Raw genomic sequence first — 22,907 nt, forward strand, 5'->3', positions numbered from 1 at the left:
GTTGTGAGTTACACAGACTGAAATGCTCAATCATTCATGCATAGCTGACTAAAAGAGAGTATACTATTCATGCAAGAACTTTCATTTTATTATATATAGCATTATACACATTGGAGGTGAAATGTATGATGAAGCTAATCAGTCGTGCTTTTACTAGAGCTAAACAAAACTTAAGCTCTCATAAAGTAAAAGTCTATATCGTCTCTGGTTTTTTAGGTGCTGGGAAAACAACCTTTATTCAGCAACTAATACAAGAATTACCAGATCCAACAAGAGTTTTAATCTTAGAAAACGATTTTGGTCAAGTCAATTTAGATGGAGCTATCCTCCGGGAAAAAGGCTATACTGTTCGCGAGCTCACATCTGGATGCATTTGTTGTAGCTTAGCCGGCGATTTTCGTAGAGCTTTAGTAGATATTTTAGACACCCAAGATGTGGATTATATTATTATTGAACCATCAGGAGTCAGTCAACTATCTGATATTCTAGCTATTTGCAAAGATTCATCTATTGCAAAACGCATTGAGCTCACCGGTTGTGTGTCCATTGTGGATGCTATGCGGGCGCCTATGTATTATAAAAACTTTGGTGTCTTCTTTAAAGATCAAATTGCTTACTCTAGCCAAGTCTTTATTAGCCACCAAGAAGATGAAGATTTGCTACAAAACACCTTAGAAATTATTCGTCTCTTAAACCCAGCAGCTCCTATATATATATTGCCTTGGAATGAGATTACCCTTTCAAAATATATTTCAATGTATCCACGAGAACAAGCCGTGTCTGCCTTATCTCCTAACAAGAACATTGAAAACCATAAAGGTCATCATACAGCCCGGAATCATCCTGAGATTCCCCATCATGATCACATCGCTCATCATGCACAAGCCAAAGATGCTTTCTTGACATGTACCGTGGAGTGTACCTTACCCCGCACCATCGATGAGTGGCAACATCATTTGAAAGCTCTCATTGAAACGAATACAACCGGCCATATATTACGCTTAAAAGGTTGCATCCCTCTTTCTACAGGTGGACAAGCTTTGGTACAATACAATGGAACTGGTTTAGAGATTACTCCTACCACGTTACATGATTCATATTTAACCATCATTGGTCCATCTTTGAACAATGATGCGTTACAGTCTTTTATTAACGGAACAATATAGAACTTATGCAAACTATTCCCACCTATGTAGTGATGGGCTTTCTCGGTTCAGGAAAGACAAGTGCCATCACAGCTGGTATCGAAAGTCATAAAATTTCAAATGTTCTTCTCTTTCAATTTGAGCAGGGCTTACAAAGTCCTGCTCTTTCCAACGAAAGAGTACATACTTTCTCCATCGACGATGATCCCAAGAACACTATCTCCACTTGTCAACAAATATTACAAGACCATCAGTATCGTGAACTTTGGATCGAATGGAATGGAATGGGGTCCCTAGAACAGTTTGAAACACTTTTTCTCCGCTCTCCCTTAGGAGATATGCTAACTATTAAACATGTCTATTATGTAACCCATCCAGAATGGGTGGAGTCACAATTACCGTATTTAGGGGAAATTCCTCTTTCACAAATTCGCTATAGCGATACGGTCATACTGGGCAATACTACGCAAGAAAAGGCTAAAGAGTATACTGAATTAGCTCCTAATAGCACTTGGATTGCCTGCCAAGATATGAAGCAATGGCCTATTACAAAACCAATACAAACGTCTAAACCTCAATGGAAACAATATGCGATCATCCCTATCCTATTGGCCTTGGGATATATGTTTTATGCACAGCCTAATTGGGTAACTATGACCACGGCCATCTTATTACAGATGATACCATTCTTGCTCTTAGGGACTGGTATTTCCGTCATCGTAGAACAATATGCCTCTCCCTATCGTATCGAAAAATATTTACATCGGTCTCCTATATTTGCCTATATACTAGCTATTATCATGGCTTGTACTATGCCACTCTGTGATTGCGCGGTAATCCCTATCTTACGCAGCCTAACACGGCAAGGTATGGAACCGAAAGTTAGTCTATTCTTTACGATGATTAGTCCTTTGCTAAATCCCATTGTACTACTCTCCACGTATTATGCGTTCCCAAAAGAACCTACGATACTCTGGGGACGACCTGTACTAGGAATTTTGCTAGCTTTTATTGTAAGCCAATATTGTGGCTCTCGTATCTACGGTCGTACTGATGCATTCCCTCCATGGAAACAATTAACTCTAGTAAAATCACTGTCAAAAGACATAGGATTTTTCGGAAGATTACAAGAAGAAACCTTACGCCTATTGCCCTTTATCATAATTGGGTCTATACTAAGTAGTGGGTTACAATTATTTTTACCTAAACAATGGTTGCAAGATATATCCTTATCTGGCTCCATTTTAGTCATCTTCGGCATGATGGCACTCGCCTTTTGCGTATCCATCTGCTCTACTGCAGATGCCATTATCGCCCGGTCTTTTATGAACGTCATTCCTTTACCAGGAATCTTGGCATTCTTACTGTTTGGACCTTTATTAGACATTAAAAACTACGTCTTATTACGAAATCTGTTCCCTAATTCCTTTGTGAAAGTATATAGTATTTCCATTATTCTAGGAACAACGATTATATGTATACTATTTTCGATCATAGGAGGTTATGCACTATGAAATACATTCCTACAATTAACATCCACGCAGCGGTAGAAGTCGTAGCCTCTGCTAGCTGCAGCCTGTCCTTGTTATATTTATTAACAACAGGCTCCATCTATCGCTTAATTGCCCCTAATTCCTATATCATCGCTTTACTATGGGCCTTGACATTATTACTATTATGGAGCACGATTAAAGCGAGCAAAAACATATTCCGTAAATCCTATGGCTCTTCTTATCGAAATGCTATCCTATACGGATTATGTACTTTACTATTAAGTCCATCCATCTTCCATGCCCAAGCCTTTGCATTACCAGCAGAAGAACCGGTAGATCAAGTTATTTCCATTACCAAAGAACCAGTTCCAACGAACGATTATAAAAACATTGGTGATGGTATCGATGATACGCATCGACACATTACATTAACATCTAGAAATTATTACGATACCATTTTAAAAGTATCTAATCACATTGAAAAGTATAAAGGATATACCGTATCTGCTACAGGCTATATTTCTTATCATGACAAAGCATTACAAGGTAACGATTTTGTATTAGCTCGTGATCTAATGATTTGTTGCGTAGCAGATATGTCACCATTCGGATTACCTACTGAGTACTCCTCTACTACGCCATTATTAGAGCATACTTGGTATACAATGGAAGGAACTATCGGCACTCGTAACTTCCACGGCGTAGAACAGCCTTACATCGTAAACAGCAAAATTACACAAGCCGATGCTATCGATGGATATATTTTCCCTAACTAATAAGTAATAGATGATTAAGATATGAGAAAACCACGTATGTCAGTATTATCACTGATATGCGTGGTTTTTATTAATATACTATTCATATCTGCTACTACCTATGTTAGAATAAATAATAAATATATTTCTATAGATGTAAATCGAAAGGAGTCTTCTAATGAAACGAATGACTATCGCTTTAATTTCTTCTTGCTTTGCTCTGTTCTTATTTTGCTTTATGCAAATACCTGTAAATGCGACCGATATTTGGGTAAGCTACGATCGATACGAAAACCTAGATACTTATATTATGGATGACACAATTTCTTATGGCAAATCCCAAAATGGTCCTTGGATATCTGTATCTGTAAAGCGTATACAAAATGGTAGAGTAAAAGAAGTACTAACATGGAACTTCATCAAGTATAAAACAGATATGTGGCGATATTACACCAATACAATGAGAGGTAATAGTTCCGTTGTTGACCCTAATAACAAGATTTTCCTATATACAATAAATAGCATTGGTTGGCCTTATTATATTGATGGATATTACATCTATTAATTCCATATTAAATATACCAACTCTAATATAGTATTATTTTCTACACCAATATACACACTTTATATTCGCAACTTCTATACAATCTATATGCATCTTCTAGATATAGATGTATAAGCAACTGATATGTGGAGGTACTATACCAACACAATGAGAACACATTATACTTCAATTGTAATCCCACATCATAAAATATTTGAATATATGACGCACGGAATAGGTTTGGCCTATACTATTCGAGATAATTTATGGTTCTATTAATTATCCCCCCAATAATTTTTACACACGACAAAAAATTACCTATAGCTTAAATATTCTAATTAGCTAAGACCACATTTATTAATTATAATAAACGTGGTCTTAGTTTTTCTATATTCGTGTTTAATATCAACTTAACATTCTATAAATAAATTTCCCATCTCCTTTAGCCCCACAGAATTGCCTATCCTTTGCTATCAATTTTCCACGTGAAAATACTAAATGTACTTCTCCATTTACTGTTAATCCCTCATATGTATTATAATCACAAACACTATACTGGTTTTTGACACTAATTACGCCTGTTTTACTTGGGTCAATAACAACAATATCGGCATCAGATTGCGGAGCTAAAGAGCCTTTTTGCGGATACATTCCAAATATTTTAGCAGCATTTGTACTAGTAATACTAACATAATCATTTAACGAAATACGATTTTTTAATACCCCTTCTGAAAACAAAATAATCATACGTTCCTCTACACCTGGTATCCCACCCGGGGCTAATGTAAAGTTATTTGCAGCTTTTCTTTTATCCCGTTCAAACATAAAAGGACAATGATCGGTTCCAATGGTCTGTATACTACCTTTAGTAATAGCTTTCCATAAATAATTTTGATCTTCTTTTGTCCTTAATGGTGGGGCCATCAAATATTTAGTCCCTTCAATAGGTCCTTCTTTATAATATTTAGACTCATCTAAAAGTAAATATTGTGGACAAGTTTCACTATAAACATTTTTTTGTCCTATCATTCTTGCCAGTTCAATTCGTTTTACTGATTCTCTTGCAGATGTATGGACAATATACACCGGTGCATCCCCCTCCATTTTAGCAATAGATAACAATGTATCCACGGTTTCAGCTTCAGTCATATTAGGCCTAGATTTAGCATGGTAAATGGGTTCTAGTTGTTTATTTTTTATACATTCAGACTGATAATACCTTGTCATAGCATCATTTTCACAATGTATAGTCAAAATTCCTTTTGAAATTTTCATTTGTCTCAAAAGTAACGCAAAGTCTACTTCTGTCATAGCATAGCCATAAGTTGAATACGCTTTGAACGATGGAATGCCTTCATTAGTAATGATATCATTTAATTCATTTAATATATTAGAATTAACTTCTTGAATAACTCCATGAAATCCATAATCTATAACTGACTTCTTGGCTAATTCATGATAAATATCAATTGAATAATGCAAGTTACACCCTTTAGGTCCAAAAGCAATATGATCCAAAATAGTTGTCGTCCCACCAACTGCAGCTGCTACAGTTCCTGTATAAAAATCGTCAACAGAGCGATAGTCAGGACTTTGTTGCAACTCCATGTGAGTATGAGGATCTATACCGCCTGGCATAACATAACAACCAGAAACATCATAAATTTTATCAGCATCAGAGTCCTTAAAATCTCCAATCGCCAAAATCTTTTCTTCTTCAATAAGAATATCACCACGGGATATTTGGGTATCCGTCACAATTATTCCACCCTTTAATAAAGTTCTCATAAGAAACTCCTATAAATAGGCAATTAAACATTTAACTTATTATTAATAATATCTACTTTTGTTTATTATCCAATTTAAGCATTAACCAATAAATAAATCCTGTGATTATTACGCCATATACATATGAATTATCAAATATAAAATGCAATGATGGCACTTCTCTACTTACAAAAATAATAGCAGTAAAAATTATAAATAATATACAAGCTTTTATATTCCAGCCATTATTATAATAATATTTACCTTCAGTAGTCTTAAAAGCATCTACCATATCAATCTCTTTATTCAGTTCAAATAAATATGAAACAATATATATGCCTGTTAATGGTCCTAATAACGCTCCCAATAGTTGTGTAACATCGAAAATTAAGTGGTAAGCGCTAGATAAAGAGTCCCATGGACGAGCTAGTAAAGCCAATGATGCTGTTATTATCGATACTGCTTTATAAGATAATCTTCCACGAACATAAGTTGCTACAATGTTAATCGGCGGAATAAGGTTACCTGCCACATTAGTTGTTAATACAGCAAAAATAATAAATAAGGAAAATAGTATTCTGATAAATGCGTTTTCAAAATTACCTACAATAATTGCTGGCTCCCAAATTTCCTTATTGAAAGCTAGATATGCTCCTGCTGTACCACAAATCCCTACAAAAGAAATATATCCAGTCATTAACGGAGCACTTATTAATTGTCCTACTATTTGATTCCGCTGTTTAAAGCAGTTTCTTGTAAAGTCTGGCATTGATAAAGCAATACCTCCATCAAAAGCAATCATAGCAGATAAAGCAGGCCAAAATAACTCCCAAAAACCTACCCCTTCTTTTGAGTCAAGTACTTTTGCAGATAATAATGTATCTAAACTCCAATTCGCTGTACTAAATCCCCATATAATTACAACAAAACTAAGAAGAATTAAGACGGGAGCGGAAAAACCTTCAAGATATTTTACAGCTTTATTGCCTGATGCTGCAATATATACATTGATAATCCAAAAAATAATAAATGAAATAAAATATCCGATAAACTCTAATTCTAAAAATGAGGGAAATAGTGTTGAAATAATTATAAAAGTTGCTTGTCCTCCAATCCAAGCTTGGACACCAAACCAAAAGACACCTAATATTCCTCTTACTATTGATGGAAATATTAAACCTTTTGGTCCAAAGATAATTTTTCCCAACAATGGATATGTCATCCCATACCTTGTACCATAGTGCCCAATAATGATTGCAACTCCCATGACAATAGTATGACCCAATATGATTGTAAATAATGCTTCATACCAATTCATGCCTGCAACTAATAATCCACTCGCCACCTGATAAACCGCAATAGAGACAATTAGACCAACCCACAAGTTTGCGATATCTTTAGTCGACCAGTCTCTATCTTCAGATGATATTGGGGCTGTTGCTTTACTATACGCATTTGGTCCTTCGTTAATTATGTCTACACCTTTAGGAGTTAGATCATAAATATCTCCTACTCTTTTTTGAAACAGTTCTTTCATAAGAACTCCCCCTTTCTAATTAACTTAATAATATATCTATCAACTTTCTAAATCAATCTTTTTAACATAAAAACAGTGATTGTTAAGTTACTTATTTGTAATATATTGTTTATGTACCTTTGCATTTCTCATTTTAAATATATTCATATTGTTAAATTCAAGTTTTAAATTAGTAAAATTAATATTTTATAACACCTATCCTTTTTACTCATATCAGGTATGTTTTATAGGACTAATTTCAGATATTTTTCACTATAATATCGTCCCTAAAAATAGGCTTACATTTTAATACTGCATTACTATCTATAAATGCTATCACAAAAGCCATACCCCTCTGGTTTCCCAGATAGGGTATGGCTTTTACTATATTCGTATGAAGTTATTGCACTAGGTTACTCACTTTATCAAAAAGCTGTTCTGCTTCTTTGATACGCTGTTCGCTACCCATGACTACGATATGGTTATCTTGTAGTACTTTTTCAATGACATCTGCTAATCCACGTAAGTCTTCTACTGTTGTTTCCAAGACTTGTTGACGGAAAGCCGTCATATTTGCTTCATTGGTGTTCCCAAAGTATAAACTCATAGCGCGAGCTCCTTGTAGGAATGGTGTATTAGATACATCCAGTCCACTCATAGTACCAATGATATATTTACGCATTTCTCGTGGAGATAAATCTAATTCACGTAAATACGTCGGCAATCCATCGTACACTTGTAATGTATTTTCCAAGTTTGGATCACGGTAGGAACAGAATACCATATTACCATTATTATGGAAGTTAGCAAAGGCTCCATACGCTCCACCTTGTACACGAATCAAGTTCCACAGATAATCGTAGCGTAACATAGTTTCTAGGACGCTCATGGTACCTGTATGTGTACCACCATGATCACGGAAGTTACCACCTTTTGCCACATATTGCACCTTACCAGATGTAGCTAAGCCTTCATTCACATAGGATTGAGTCATCTCTAGCTGTGCTTCCCAACTATCATCACTTAAAACAGTAGTGATATCGTCTAGATGTGCTAAGAAAGTTTCTAGTTCTTCAATAGTACCTACAAAAGATACTTCCAAGTTATCTTTACGGAATAAACGTTGTTGTACTTTCATCAATTGTTCTGTCACACCAGCTAGTAATGTTTCATTGTCTAAGACTTCGACTAAACGGCGGAAATAGCCTAATGTATCTTGGTCTCTAAATTTACCAATTTTCGATACTTTCGCCATAAGCAAGTTAGTAACAATCGTATTACCACGGCGGAATGCTTCTGTATCCCAGATGGCCTTTCCTTCTTTTAATAATTCTACAAGACGTTCTTGACTATCAAACTTTGTACGTCCTATAATCTCTCCAAGTAGAGATGTTAAATGACCAATGTTGGATGCTAACGCCTTACTACGAACAACCGCTAATGGTACAAATGCATCACGTTCATTATGGATAGACACTGGCAATACATCCATGGTATAGCCGCCTAAATGTAGATTTATTTCTTTTGCTATCTCTGCATAGGTAAAACGTTCTGTATCTAGTCGGCCTAATACATCTGACAATAGCTCTGCATAGAATAATTCATCTTCTCGCAAGGATTCCATATTAAAGTACAAGCTAACATAGTTAATGCCACGAGCTGGTACATCAATGTGATGCACACGAATACCTTTATGGTCAATTTCACGACGTGGTGTTACTTCTACTACAGGAGAAATATCAGACAATTCTAATAAAGGAATGGTTGCCAGTGCTTCTTCAGAATCTACGGCTTGTTGCATTTCTTTTAATTTCGCTGTTTGATCAATAATATGGGCAATTTCTTCTTCACTCATATTTAATTTAATAGCCGCTAGTTTAGCAGTCTCTTCTTGTTCTTTTTTCTCTTGCAAACCTTTTTCTGGATACAGAGAAACTAAGCCTTTATGCGTGTTATCTAAGATATAGGTACGCAATAATTTTTCATAGAAATCAGTAGATAATCCTTCACGAAGTACTTTCAATACTGGTTCATATCGTAACAACTCAATAGGATCTTCGTCATATAGCCAATTATCCATCACTCGTAAGCCGTAAGCAAGTCCAATTGGACGCCCTCCAAAATCGGCTTCACGCAAAATGAACTCAATACGATTTAAGGATGCCTCTAACAATTCCTTATCTAAACCTGCATCTACTAATTGGCGTAATGTATTTTCCACCACTTCCTGCAACTGTGCTTGTTTTTCGATTTCAGAACCTGTGACACTAATTTCAAACAATGGCTGACGAATCCCATCCATGTAAGCGCCACTTACATCACTACCAATATTTGCTTTTACTAAAGCTTCTTTCAACGGCGCTGAGCCAGATGTAAATAAGGCATGATTCAACACTTCAAAAGCTAAGCTTTGAGTAAATGACATTTCTGGGAATACATAGGTTAAGGAATGAATAGCTTTGCCCTTATCACTTTCATCATTGCCAATACCATATGGGAAAGATGCCACCACTGGTTCAGATAAAGGAGCTTGCATGGCAATGCTAGAATCTACGTCAATAGCCTGGAAGTTTGACAAATATTCCCCATCGATAAATGCTAAGGTTTCTTCAATATTCATATCTCCATATAAATAAATATAGCTATTGGACGGATGGTAATAAGAATCGTAGAAGGCTTTAAAGTTTTCATAGGTCAAATCTGTAATATTGTCAGGATATCCACCAGAATCATGCCCATAGGTAGTATCAGGATATAACAATTTCATCTTATGATGATCTAATTGAGAGTCAGGTGAGGAATACACCCCTTTCATCTCGTTATAGACAACGCCTTTATAGGTCAATGGATCTTCTGGAGATTCCAATTCATAATGCCATCCCTCTTGCATAACGATCATCGGATCCTTAGCTACACGAGGATAGAATACGGCATCCAAATAGACATCCATCAAATTATGAAAGTCTGCATCATTCTTACTTGCCACTGGATACACTGTTTTATCAGAGTATGTCATAGCATTTAAGAATGTGTTCAAAGAGCCTTTTACTAGTTCAACAAAGGGCTCTTTTAAAGGAAATTTGCGAGAACCACATAGCACAGAATGTTCCAAAATATGAGCTACCCCTGTGCTATCATGAGGGGGTGTACGGAATGCTACATGAAATACTTTATTTGTATCTTCCGTATCTATGTATAACAAACGAGCACCAGATTGCTCATGCTTAAGCATGTAGGCTGTGCCATTCACCTCTTGAACAGGTTCAATTCGCTCTACACGAAAGCCTGCATAGACTGTATCTAACTTCATAATACCTCTTTTCTATCTACTAAACATGCAACGGCCATCCCTAGTAAACTAGTTCTGACCGTTGTTATATATGTGTATAACATTTTGTCATAATGCTCACTAATTATATCATGTTCTCACTGAGAATCATAATACAAACAAATGGATAAGACCGGCAAAAATCCAAATGACAGTTCCCCATTTATACGCTTTTCTACCAATCCCAAAAGCAATGCCATGACTCATATTATATCGTGTCACTCCATAAGGAATCAGAATATACAATAACCAAGCAAGAATCATATAGGAAAATTCTAAGCCATACCGTACATGCGCTGCCAACAAACCTACGATAAAAATAGTATCCCAAATCCAACGATCATATACATTCTTAGGTACTTGTTGCCCTTCTAAAATAGGGCGCAAATGAGATACCGAAACAATTTCTAACACTTGTACTAGGGCCATACCTAATGCAATAGCACAAATAGTCTGTACAATGGTGACTCCATCAATTCCTAGTAATGTAATATTCCCAGTCACACCATACACAGCAAGCACCAACATACCTAATAATTGTAAAGCTTTTGTAACTTCTTCTTTTTGCTGTTCCTTCACCGTCGATTGTTCATAAAACATACGTTGAAAGGGTGTAGAAATTCGATTCAATACTAAAGCTACAAAAATTGCCATCATAGAAACCATGTTATACCTCCCCTAAAAATACAGTTAATAATCGATTTAACTCAATTTGGTCATAGGTACCCATCAACTCACGTGCGGAATGCATGGCCAACAGTGGTAAACCTACATCCATAGTTCGCATCACTAATTGCGCTGAAGAAATAGAGCCTACTGTAGATCCGCCTGGAATATCCGATCGATTCACATAAATTTGATGCTTAATACCATGGGTCTCACATAAATCGGTCACAATCGCTTGTGCCACCGCATCTCCCGCATAGGATTGAGAGCTAGCTATTTTTAAAACTACGCCACCATTCAAAGTTGGGTAATTTGTAATATCATTTTTCTCGCCATAATTAGGATGATATCCATGAGCCACATCAGAAGAAATCATGAACCCTTTTGCAATATCCGCTTCACAGGCTTCCTCTGAAAGCCCCAAGGCACGGTACACACGGCGTACTACATTGGGTAATAACAAGGAGGCTCCTCCTTGTTTTGTACGACTTCCCACCTCTTCGTGGTCAAATAGGAATGCCATACGAATCCCTGTAGCCTGTTGTTTTTTGGCACTTACAATTCCTTGTAAGCAAGCATAACAGGATGTAAGATTATCTAATCGTGGCGCACTGATATATTCCGCATCAAAGCCAACAGTTTCCACTGTATCCGTATTATACACGGTCAACTCATAGGATAAAATATCTGCTGGTTCACAGCCAATTTCTTCGGCTAATAAGGCTTTTAATAAAGTTTTGTCGTCTTCGTACTCCGTGCCAAGGCCACGCATTAAAATGAGTGGTAACATCTCTTTTTGCTTGTTAAACACAGCCTTTTCATTAACTTGTCGATTCATATGAATCGCTAAGCTAGGGATAGTAGCCACCGGCTTTGCTATATCTACGTAATGTGTCTCTAGGTCTAACCCTTTTCCTTTTGTCACTACCACACCAGCCAGAGAAAGAGGTCGATCGAACCAAGTATATTGAATTAATCCACCATAACTTTCTACATTCAGCTTACCATACCCTTTGTCCGTAATCATGGCATTAGGCTTCACCCGAAATCCTGGAAAATCGGTATGAGCAGAGGCAATCCGTAATGTCTCTCTTGGATGTTCTCCAATATGGACTGCCACTAAAGTAGTACCATATACATCAATGACATAATCCCCTGCCACCAAATTCCATTCTTCATCCATCGATAAAGGTGTAAAGCCTTGTTCCTCTATGCGACGATAAGACTCCTCCACCGTATGATACGGTGAGGTAGAGCTTTCAATATAATCAAAAAAGTCAGCATACATAGTTGCGACTTTATTCTGTTCACACATAGTTCCTCCTATGAAAAATACCATAGGTACAACGTACACTATGGTATTGTCCACGCTTACTCTGGTAAGCCTACTGATTCTAAATTTGTTGTTGTTATGGTTTCAATCTCACCGGCATCACACAACTCTGCTACTTTAGGATCAATTGGTAGTCGGCCTAGTAACAATAAATTGTATTTTTTCAATACTTCATCAATGTGACTTTCACCAAAGATTTTATAATCTTTTCCATTATCTGGGCAATGGAAATAAGCAAAGTTTTCCACTACACCAATAATAGGTACTTGCATCATATCCGCCATTTTTACAGCTTTTTCCACAATCATAGATACTAAATCTTGAGGGGATGTAACCACGATAATACCGTCCAATGGTAAGGATTGGAATACCGTCATGGCTACGTCTCCTGTTCCTGGAGGCATATCCACGAACAAGTAATCTACATCGCCCCATACTGTATCGGAGAAGAATTGTTTTACCACATTACCTACCACAGGACCTCTCCAAAGGACTGGATCCGATTCATCATCTAATAGCAAATTCACAGACATCACTTTCACGCCATTTTTAGACACGATAGGATACATCAATTTACCATCATCGCTACGCACTTTGTCTTTCAAACCAAATACTTTTGGAATGGATGGACCTGTAATATCTCCATCAAGAATCCCTACAGATTTGCCTTTACGAGATTGACTCACTGCCATCAAGCTTGTGACCAAAGATTTACCAACACCGCCCTTACCGGATACAATGCCGATGACCTTTTTCACATGACTTCTATCATTTGTTTTTACTGTCAAATCTACTGGTTGTTGCGTACCGCATCCGCTAGAAGATGCGCAACCGCCGCAACCACCGTTATCTCCACATGCCATTATAAACCTTCTTTCTATATGTCTGAAAGTCCTTAGAACTTTCTTTACCAATATAAGTACTGCCATTCACACCTATGAATGTATGGTATATCCTATATATCTATAGGTATATTCCTATTATATCATAGGATATAAAAATTTTGTAACACTCTCATATAAGATAAGCGCAACATAGTCATAAGTAACCAAAACAATTACCTTATATATGTTGCGCTCGTAATTCATCTTTATAAAATACATGTGCAGTGGAAATATTTAGTCCCCACAATACTCACGTGTCAATTCTCCAATAATTTGCATGCCTTTGCGGATGTCTTCAAGAGATGGCACAGTATAGCTTAAACGGAAGTGTTGTCCATAGGGAACGCCATCAGCAGCAAAAGCTCCACTTTTCACAATGCCTACTTTTCGCGCAATGGCCTCTTCAAAGAAAGCGTCACAGTCCACGTGGTCTGGCAAAGTCATCCATATAAACATTCCTCCCGTAGGTTCTGTTAAATGTACTTTAGAACTACCGTATTGACGAAATGTATCTAACATAACATGGCATTTTTCTTGATACACCTTACATACCTTTTGGATTTGCTCATCATAATCGATATGTTCTAGCAAATGGCTTACTACACGTTGTGTGACTAATGGCATTTGACCATCACAATTATTCTTCATCACTTGGATAGCTTGGATTACTTCGCTTGGACCATACAAAAAACCAACTCGCAATCCTGCAGAAATCGTTTTAGAATAGGACCCTGCATATAGCACACGATTATCCGTATCCATTTCTTTGAAAGTAGGCACTCGCTCACCGCCAAAGCGAATTTCTCCATACGGATCATCTTCGTAAATGAACAAATCATAAGCTTTTGCAATTTCATAAATCGCTTTTCTTCGTTCTAAAGGCATAGTAATACCTGTAGGGTTTTGAAAGTTAGGAATCAGATAGATATATTTACCTTTTCCAGATTTTGCCGCTTCTTCCAAAGCTTCTGGAATCATACCATCCCCATCGGTAGGAATGCCTACCGCTTTGGCTCCCACACTACGTACCGCATTAATCGCACTGGTGAACGTATAGGCATCCATGTACACTTCATCGCCAGCATCACACACTGTGCGAGGTACTAACCCTAAATCTTGGCCTGCCCCGATGGACAATAACAACTGTTGGTTTTGGGTAGGCATATGATGCACATGTACCAAACGATGCAATGTTTGCTCTGCTAACTTCGCATCTCCTTGCATAGGACCATATTGTAAAATCTCTAATGGATTCGTATGTACAATGTAGTCAAAGGCAGCTTGAATTTCCGCTACTGGCACCACTTCACCAGCTGGATTTCCTATCCCAAAACTAATAAATCCAGGAATCCCTGCGCCCCGTTCAAACACATCTCGAATGAAATTAGGTCCTTTGCTAATAGACCGTTCTGGCAATACAAATGCCATAAGAATCACTCCTTTTATATTTCTTATTTATTTCAATACTATGGCTATACAATCATAAAACATCAAATATATAATAAAAAAACTATGTATAGGATACGCGTATATAACTGATAGTTACACCATATCCCTCTCAGATATGATAAACAGGAGCAACAGAGTTGCTCCTGTTTTTGCATGTTATATACTATAGCCTACATCATAATTTACACCATAACTTGGCATATATCTGACATACTGAGACAATATAAATCGTATCATCTAGTTTGCTACATGCGCTTGTTCTTCAATAGTTAACAAGCAATCGCCACTTTCAATACGGCTACCTTCACGAACATGGATGACACCTACCACACCAGATACTGGCGCTGTAATAGTAGTCTCCATCTTCATCGCTTCTGTCACTACAAGGGCATCACCTTTTTTCACAGCTTGACCCACTTGTGCCACAATTTTCACCACAGAACCGGATAAAGTAGCACCTACCTCACCAGGTTTGGTTGGATCCACTTTATGACGCACCACGCCTGTTGTTTTAATATGTTTGTCATGAATTTTAATCGTTCTAGGTTGACCATTTAATTCAAACAACACATGACGAGTACCATCTTCATCAGCTTCACTCATTTGAATGTATTTGATTACCAATGTTTTACCTTGTTCGATAGTCACTTCTACGCTTTCACCACGTTTCATGCCAAAGAAGAAAGTTGGTGTATCCAATACACTTACATCAGAATAGTCATGTTTGAACGTGCTATAATCAGCAAATACCTTAGAATATAAGCAGTGAGCAATCACATCTTCATCGGTAGTACCTGCCCCTTTCTCTGCTAGTTCTTTACGAACCGCTTCAAAGTCAACTGATGGCAACATAGCACCAGGGCGACCATCCAATGGTTTCTCACCTTTTAAGACAATTTGTTGTAACCGTTCAGGGAATCCCAAATATGGAGTACCAATGTAGCCTTTGAAGAATTCCACCACAGATTGTGGGAAGTCCAATGTATCCCCTTTGTCGTAGATATCTTGTTCTGTCAAATTATTTTGAACCATGAACAAAGTCATATCGCCAACAATTTTAGAAGATGGCGTTACTTTGATGATATCACCAAATAGCATGCTCACTTCATGATACACACGTTTAATGTCTTCCCAACGCTCTCCAAGACCCACACTTTTCGCTTGTTGTTGTAAGTTTGAATACTGTCCGCCAGGCATTTCATGTTGGTATACCGTTGTATTTGGATACGAAGATGTATGATCTACTCCTTTGTAGTATGGACGAATAGAACCAAAGTAGTTGGATGCTTCTTCCATATAGGCTACATTCATAGTTGGTTGACGATCATGTCCAGTCAAACCATAGTACATGGAGCTCATGCTAGGTTGACTTGTACCATTGGCAAAAGCAGAATATGCTAAGTCGATAATATCTACTCCTGCATCTACTGCACGACCATAGGAGTATATGGCATTGCCAGAACCTTCATGGGTATGTAAATGAATTGGTAAGTCTACTGCATCTTTTAATGCACTTACTAAATTATACGCTGCTTGAGGTTTTAATAAACCAGCCATATCTTTGATAGCTAAAATATTAGCCCCTGCTGCTGCCAGTTCTTTACCCATATTGACATAATATGCCAAATTATATTTATCACGGCGAGGATCTAAAATATCTCCTGTGTAGCATAAAGCCACTTCTGCTACTTTACCTTGATTACGAACTTCATCGATAGCAACTTTCATATTATCTAAGCTATTTAAGCTGTCGAAAATACGGAATACATCGATACCATTTTTGCCAGCTAATCGGATAAATTCACGCACCACATTGTCCGCATAGCTTGTGTATCCTACGGCATTAGAGCCACGAAGTAACATTTGTAACAAGATGTTTGGCACTTGTTCACGGAACATGCGCAACCGTTCCCATGGATCTTCATGCAAGAAACGATACGCCACATCAAACGTTGCACCACCCCAACATTCTAAGGAGAACAAATTAGGCAATCCCTTCGCAACACGACCAGCCACACGAGCCATATCAGCTGTACGCAAACGAGTCGCAAATAAAGATTGATGCGCATCACGCCATGTGGTATCTGTAAACAATACTTTTGGTTGTTCTTGAACCCATTTAGAGAATTTTTCTGGTCCTAATTCATCCAATTTTTGTTTTGTACCTGCTGCTGGTGCACCTGGTACATTAGACGGCATAATGAGAGGTTCAAATGTTGGTACTTCTTCTTTATGTCCATTGTAACCATTGACAGTTACATCAGCGATGTAGCGAAGCAGTTTTGTACCTCTATCTTTAGCGTGTCTTAATTTAAATAATTCTGGGTGCTCATCAATAAAATGAACATTGTAATCCCCAGATTGGAACACTTCATGTTCTAATACATTCACCAAGAAGTGCACATTCGTTTTTACACCACGAATACGGAACTCCCGCAAGCAACGCAACATTTTACGGATAGCTTCTTCTGTGGACAACGCCCAAGATGTAGCTTTTACTAGCAAGGAATCATAGTATGGTGTAATGACAGCGCCTGTGAAAGCATTACCGCCGTCCAAACGAATACCGAAACCACCAGAACTACGGTACGTAATTAATTTACCAGTGTCTGGCATAAAGTTGTTATTTGGATCTTCTGTAGTAATACGACATTGGATAGCTACCCCTTCACAACGGATATTTTCTTGTGCAGGAATTGCCACTGCTTCACTGTGTAAATCGTGACCTTCGGCAATGCGAATTTGCGTATGTACAATATCGATACCTGTGATCATTTCTGTCACTGTATGTTCTACTTGGATACGAGGGTTGACTTCAATGAAATAGAAGTTTCCATCTGCGGTTACCAAGAATTCTACCGTACCAGCGCTGACATAGTTCACATGTTTCATGATTTTCACAGCGGCTGCACAAATACGGTCACGCAAATCACGGGATAAGGCAAAGGCTGGCGCCACTTCTACTACTTTTTGATGTCGACGTTGGATAGAACAATCCCGTTCATGTAAATGTACGATATTGCCATGTTCATCACCGATAATTTGGACTTCGATATGTTTTGGCTCTACAATTAATTTTTCTACGTACACATCATCATCGCCAAAAGCCATTTTTGCTTCAGATTTTGCACGATCATAAGCATCGCGAAGTTCTTCATATTTTCTTACTTCACGCATACCACGACCACCACCGCCATTCACGGCTTTGATCATCAATGGATAGCCATATTTCTCAGCAAATGCTTCTAATTCTGCAAAGTCTTTCAATGGACCATCACTGCCAGGAATCATCGGTATATCTGCTTTTTTGGCTTGAATACGAGCATTTACTTTGTCACCGAACATCACTAAATGTTCTACTTTAGGTCCGATGAACGTAATCCCTTCTTCTTCACAACGTTGTGCAAAATGTGCATTTTCAGATAAGAAGCCATACCCTGGATGGATCGCATCTACGTCATGTTCCTTCGCAATACGAATAATATCTTCAATATCTAAGTATGCATCTACAGGTTTTTTACCTTCCCCTACTAAATAAGATTCATCTGCTTGATTGCGATGTAATGAAAGTGCATCTTCGTTAGAATAAATAGCTACCGTACGGATTCCCATTTCGTTACACGCACGAAGTACACGAATAGCGATTTCACCACGGTTTGCTACTAATAGCGAGCGTATTTGTTTCATCATAATCCCTCCTCAACTTTGCATATTCCAGTATTACTACCATTAGGAATAGACATTTGTATACCTCATTATACTCCTAAACGTTGAAATTAGCTAGATATAAACAGTGGTTATTGGTAAAGTTCCTAAAAGAATTATATGAACATAAAAAAAGCCGATATACGACTTTTATCTATACGACAGAGTATGTATATATTTTTTGTAATCATTGACCATATTATCACTTTCTATGATATGATAAATTATATAATCTACATTTGGATACATATATAATTTACTCAACTACAAGGACATCTATGCAACCTATTTTATATTTCACACTTTCATTAGATCATGCTCCATGCTCCATGAATCAAGCTATCCGAGAGCAAAAAGTATCACAAGCTATGCGTCGCCGTCTTCGTCGTGAAGGCTCGTTCCTTGTGAATGACAAAACCGCCACTTGGGATACCTTACTACATCCAGGTGATTCCGTAAAAGTTCACCTCACTAAAACATCACACATCGACCCTACCCCTATGGACTTAGACATTGTCTTTGAGGACGACCATCTGCTGGTCATCAATAAACCTGCAGGCATGCTTATGCATCCTACTTCCTCTGAAAGATACCATACACTTGCTAACGGCGTATTGGCATACTTTGAAAACCAAGGTATGAACGCTAGCTTTCACCCCATCCATCGACTAGATAAGGACACCTCTGGTCTCGTTATTATTGCTAAGAATGCCTTGGTTCAACATGCTTTCACCAAGCAGCATTCATGCATCCAAAAAGTATACGATGCTATAACCGATGGTATTATTCCTGTCAGTAAGTTATCCATTCATTTCCCTATTGCTCGCTTAGAGGGTAGCATTATTGAACGTTGTGCTCATCCACTAGGGCAACCTGCCCATACAGATATAACTGTAGTTCGACAACATCCACATCATACTCATGTGCGCTGTTATCTGCACACAGGACGAACTCACCAGATTAGAGTCCACCTTAATGCTTTAGGATACCCACTCGCAGGCGATGATTTATACGGAGGCTCCTTAACGTGGCAAACCAAACAATGCCTCCATGCCACAGAACTACATTTTATCCATCCTATGACACAAGAGTGGATCACATTGCAAGCACCATTACCAGAGTATTTTAATAAAATTCCATAACAAAAAAACTGACACACCCTAAGAGCATGCCAGCTTTTCTCAAATCAAGTTAAATTTTATTGTTGCAACCTAATACATTTTTAATTTTATGTTGCACCATAGCTTGGATAGCCTCACGGCCAGGTCCCAAGTATTTACGAGGGTCAAATTCAGCAGGATTGTTTGCTAATACTTCACGAATGCTTGCAGTCATCGCTAAGCGCAAGTCTGTGTCGATATTAATTTTGCACACTGCCATTGTGGCTGCTTTGCGAAGCATATCTTCAGGCACCCCTTGTGCACCTGGAATAGCGCCACCAAAAGAGTTACATTTTTCTACGAATGCTTGTGGTACAGAAGATGCCCCATGCAATACGATTGGGAAGTTCGGTAATAATTCGCCTACTCGTTGTAAACGACCAAAATCTAAGTATGGAGTGCCTTTAAATTTATAAGCACCATGGCTTGTACCGATAGCAATCGCCAAGGAATCAACGCCAGTTAAACGAACGAATTCAGCGGCTTCCTCTGGATCGGTAAACAACGCATCTTTCTCGCTAACGTTTACGTCATCTTCCACACCTGCTAAACGACCTAACTCACCTTCTACTACAACGCCATGTTTATGAGCATATTCCACTACACGAGCTGTCAATTCTACATTTTTTTCAAAAGGATGTTTAGAGCCATCAATCATAACAGAAGTAAATCCGCTATCGATGCAGTCTTTACAAATTTCAAAATCATCACCATGATCCAAATGCAAAGCAATAGGAAGGTCTGTATCAATTAAAGCGGCTTCCACCAGTTTTGTTAAGTACACAGGTTTTGCATATTTACGTGCTCCTGCAGAAACTTGCAAAATCAATGGTGCTTGCTCCACTTTCGCCGCATCCACAATACCTTGGATAATTTCCATGTCGTTTACATTGAACGCACCAATTGCATAGCCGCCAGCATAGGCTTTTTCAAACATCTCTTTTGTAGATACTAATGGCATAATGGGCCTCCTTGTAGTATATAATTAAATACATTATTAATGACTATATATAGTTATTATACCGTATCTATTAGAGCGATTCAAGAAAAATCTATGTTCTCAAATGTAGTCAATCTTATTGAGAGAGTACTGATTCTATGGTACAATTAAAAGTAAGTCTTTCATAGATTCAATCGAATCTTTCAGTATAGGAGATATCATGGTTAATCGATTTTTACAAGGTACACTCATCTTGACGATTGCGGGGTTTGTGGTAAAAGCTATTGGTAGCTTGAACTGGATTTTTTTATCCCGTGTTCTCAGTGGTGAAGGTATCGGTATCTACCAAATGGCATTTCCAGCGTACTTATTGGCTCTGCAGCTATCCAGCGCAGGAATCCCTATTGCCATTTCCATTATGACCGCGGAAAAATTAGCAAAATATGATGTATTAGGAGCCCAGAAGGTTTTTTCCATTTCTTTTAAAATGCTATTTGTCCTCGGCCTATTGTTCAGTATTGCCGTCTACGGTTCTGCCCAATGGCTTATTGACATTAATTTCATTACAGACCCAAGAGCCTACTATTCTTTAATTGCTCTATCACCAGCAGTCTTCTTCGTCACCCTCATTTCTTGCTATCGAGGCTACTTACAAGGATGGCAAATGATGACTCCTACGGCGATCAGCCAAATCGTAGAACAATTACTGCGTGTGGTGGTCATGCTTGGAGCTGCATACATTTTACTCCCTTATGGATTAGATGTAGCTGCCGGTGGGGCTAGCCTAGGCGCTGGTATAGGAGCGGTCGGTGCCTTAGTGGTACTCATGTACTATTACTATCGCCTACCAAAACAATTAGACGAACCGATGATAACTACAGAACCACCTGAAAGTTCCAAGTCTATCATTCGTCGTTTAATCAACTTGTCTATTCCTATTGCTTTAGCTAGCATGATGCTGCCTATTGTAGCCATGTTAGATGTAGCGATTATCCCACGGCGATTGATCGATATCGGGTATCCGCTCCATGAAGCTACGGAGCTATATGGGTATTTATCAGGCATGGCAGTGCCTCTTATCAACTTGGCAACCATCATTACGGCGGCCATTGCCACAAGCATTGTGCCAGCTGTTTCCAATGCTGTATCCATTAAAGATATAAAACAAGTCTACTATCGCACGGCAGGTTCTATGCGGTTAACCTTCGTAGCAACGATTCCTTTCACGGTGATGCTATACGTTTTGGCAGAACCAGTGGTATCCACTATTTATAACGCACCACGTGCAGCCGAAGCAACGCAAATCTTAGCGTGGGCCATCTTCTTTTTAGGTCTTCACCAAGTGACGACAGGTATCTTGCAAGGTTTGGGAAAACCACGTATTCCTGTCATCAACATGGGAATCGCAGCCATTGTAAAAGTCATCTTAAACTGGGAGTTAACAGCTATCCCTGCCTTAGGTATTGGCGGCGCTGCTTACGCTACTGTAGCCGATATTGGTTTTGCTGCTCTATTGAATCTCATCTGGATTCATCGTCACACAGGATACTTTATCGACCTTATCTTGTTAGGAAAAAATATTATCTCCGCCTCTATCATGGGCGTAGCCATGTACTATTTTTATCCACTCTTACAAGGAAATATCCCTACCTTCTTTAACATTATGATCACCGCTATTATAGGTGCACTCATCTATGTAGCTATCATGATTGTACTGAAAGGCTTAAATAAAAACGATGGAGCTCGATTACCTGTGGTGGGACGATTCTTTAGATAATACCATATAATTGTATATATACAAAATTTAATGGGGATAGCATTATAAGCTATCCCCATTTACAATAAATGACCTTATAATTTATATAAATTATTAGCTAAAACTATCTTATCTAAAAGTTAGTGCTATGCATTCACTTTTTCAACTTCTCTATAATATCACCAATAAAACCTAACACAAGTCCTATTGCAGGTAATACGCAAGCTATAAATAAAGATTGAAAAAAAACTTCTTTGACTCCATATAAATGTCCATGTGAAAATAAACCAATCCCCATATTTACAAAACTTAGTCCAAAAACAATTATAAATACATACGCAAAAAGATTGACCGCCGCGCAAAGTCTTCTTTTCATACTTCCTTCTTCATATTTATCGTACTTAATTAACATAATTACCTTTCTCCTTACTAGTGTATTATATAGTTAATTAACCTCATTAATTAT

General features: G+C 37.9%; 16 protein-coding genes. 6 read left to right on the forward strand and 10 right to left on the reverse strand.

Going from position 1 to position 22,907, the window contains the following annotated elements:
- Positions 1-125: 125 nt before the first annotated feature.
- From HMPREF3032_RS06855 to HMPREF3032_RS06870, 4 genes are all read left to right on the forward strand, one after another.
- Complete coding sequence (locus HMPREF3032_RS06855; RefSeq protein ID WP_062403367.1) at positions 126-1,166, forward strand: CobW family GTP-binding protein; 1,041 nt, start codon at positions 126-128, stop codon at positions 1,164-1,166.
- Between the two features lie 5 nt (positions 1,167-1,171).
- Positions 1,172-2,659 (forward strand): permease, encoded by a 1,488-nt coding sequence (locus HMPREF3032_RS06860; RefSeq protein WP_082717811.1) that lies wholly within the window; start codon positions 1,172-1,174, stop codon positions 2,657-2,659.
- Complete coding sequence (locus HMPREF3032_RS06865) at positions 2,656-3,414, forward strand: TIGR03943 family putative permease subunit (protein ID WP_062403371.1); 759 nt, start codon at positions 2,656-2,658, stop codon at positions 3,412-3,414. Before HMPREF3032_RS06860 ends, HMPREF3032_RS06865 begins: the two co-directional genes overlap by 4 nt.
- 157 nt (positions 3,415-3,571) lie before the next feature.
- Complete coding sequence (locus HMPREF3032_RS06870) at positions 3,572-3,958, forward strand: hypothetical protein (RefSeq protein WP_062403373.1); 387 nt, start codon at positions 3,572-3,574, stop codon at positions 3,956-3,958.
- A gap of 384 nt (positions 3,959-4,342) precedes the next feature.
- Here the strand turns inward: HMPREF3032_RS06870 and hydA are convergent, their stop codons facing one another.
- The 8 genes from hydA to HMPREF3032_RS06910 form a co-directional block, all read right to left on the reverse strand.
- Complete coding sequence (hydA, locus tag HMPREF3032_RS06875) at positions 4,343-5,725, reverse strand: dihydropyrimidinase (RefSeq protein WP_062403374.1); 1,383 nt, start codon at positions 5,723-5,725, stop codon at positions 4,343-4,345.
- Positions 5,726-5,777: 52 nt separating this feature from the next.
- Positions 5,778-7,241, reverse strand: coding sequence for an NCS1 family nucleobase:cation symporter-1 (locus tag HMPREF3032_RS06880; protein WP_062403377.1), 1,464 nt, complete (start codon positions 7,239-7,241; stop codon positions 5,778-5,780).
- A gap of 379 nt (positions 7,242-7,620) precedes the next feature.
- Positions 7,621-10,530, reverse strand: a complete 2,910-nt coding sequence (locus HMPREF3032_RS06885; RefSeq protein ID WP_062403380.1) for an insulinase family protein — start codon at positions 10,528-10,530, stop codon at positions 7,621-7,623.
- A gap of 126 nt (positions 10,531-10,656) precedes the next feature.
- Positions 10,657-11,214 carry a hypothetical protein gene (locus tag HMPREF3032_RS06890; RefSeq protein WP_062403383.1) on the reverse strand — a complete coding sequence of 186 codons (558 nt, stop codon included), beginning with the start codon at positions 11,212-11,214 and terminating at the stop codon, positions 10,657-10,659.
- 1 nt (position 11,215) lies between these two features.
- Positions 11,216-12,529, reverse strand: coding sequence for a M18 family aminopeptidase (locus HMPREF3032_RS06895; protein ID WP_082717813.1), 1,314 nt, complete (start codon positions 12,527-12,529; stop codon positions 11,216-11,218).
- A 56-nt stretch (positions 12,530-12,585) separates the two neighbouring features.
- A complete protein-coding gene (locus HMPREF3032_RS06900; protein WP_009354132.1) occupies positions 12,586-13,410 on the reverse strand; it encodes an Mrp/NBP35 family ATP-binding protein in 825 nt (274 codons plus the stop codon).
- A 255-nt stretch (positions 13,411-13,665) separates the two neighbouring features.
- Complete coding sequence (locus HMPREF3032_RS06905; protein ID WP_062403385.1) at positions 13,666-14,859, reverse strand: aminotransferase-like domain-containing protein; 1,194 nt, start codon at positions 14,857-14,859, stop codon at positions 13,666-13,668.
- A 258-nt stretch (positions 14,860-15,117) separates the two neighbouring features.
- Complete coding sequence (locus HMPREF3032_RS06910; protein WP_062403491.1) at positions 15,118-18,567, reverse strand: pyruvate carboxylase; 3,450 nt, start codon at positions 18,565-18,567, stop codon at positions 15,118-15,120.
- Between the two features lie 296 nt (positions 18,568-18,863).
- On the opposite strand from HMPREF3032_RS06910, the gene HMPREF3032_RS06915 reads away from it, so the two are divergent.
- Positions 18,864-19,727, forward strand: coding sequence for an RluA family pseudouridine synthase (locus HMPREF3032_RS06915; protein ID WP_062403388.1), 864 nt, complete (start codon positions 18,864-18,866; stop codon positions 19,725-19,727).
- 49 nt (positions 19,728-19,776) lie between these two features.
- On the opposite strand, the gene fba is transcribed toward HMPREF3032_RS06915, so the two are convergent.
- Complete coding sequence (gene fba / locus HMPREF3032_RS06920) at positions 19,777-20,706, reverse strand: class II fructose-1,6-bisphosphate aldolase (RefSeq protein ID WP_062403391.1); 930 nt, start codon at positions 20,704-20,706, stop codon at positions 19,777-19,779.
- Positions 20,707-20,905: 199 nt separating this feature from the next.
- On the opposite strand from fba, the gene HMPREF3032_RS06925 reads away from it, so the two are divergent.
- Positions 20,906-22,462, forward strand: coding sequence for a putative polysaccharide biosynthesis protein (locus HMPREF3032_RS06925; protein ID WP_062403394.1), 1,557 nt, complete (start codon positions 20,906-20,908; stop codon positions 22,460-22,462).
- A gap of 133 nt (positions 22,463-22,595) precedes the next feature.
- Here HMPREF3032_RS06925 and HMPREF3032_RS06930 read toward each other — a convergent pair whose 3' ends face one another.
- The gene (locus HMPREF3032_RS06930; RefSeq protein ID WP_062403397.1) at positions 22,596-22,853 is read right to left on the reverse strand and encodes a hypothetical protein; all 258 of its coding nucleotides are present in this window, start codon (positions 22,851-22,853) and stop codon (positions 22,596-22,598) included.
- Positions 22,854-22,907 lie beyond the last annotated feature (54 nt).

The organism is Veillonella sp. DNF00869, assembly GCF_001553345.1.
Classification (GTDB): Bacteria; Bacillota; Negativicutes; order Veillonellales; family Veillonellaceae; genus F0422.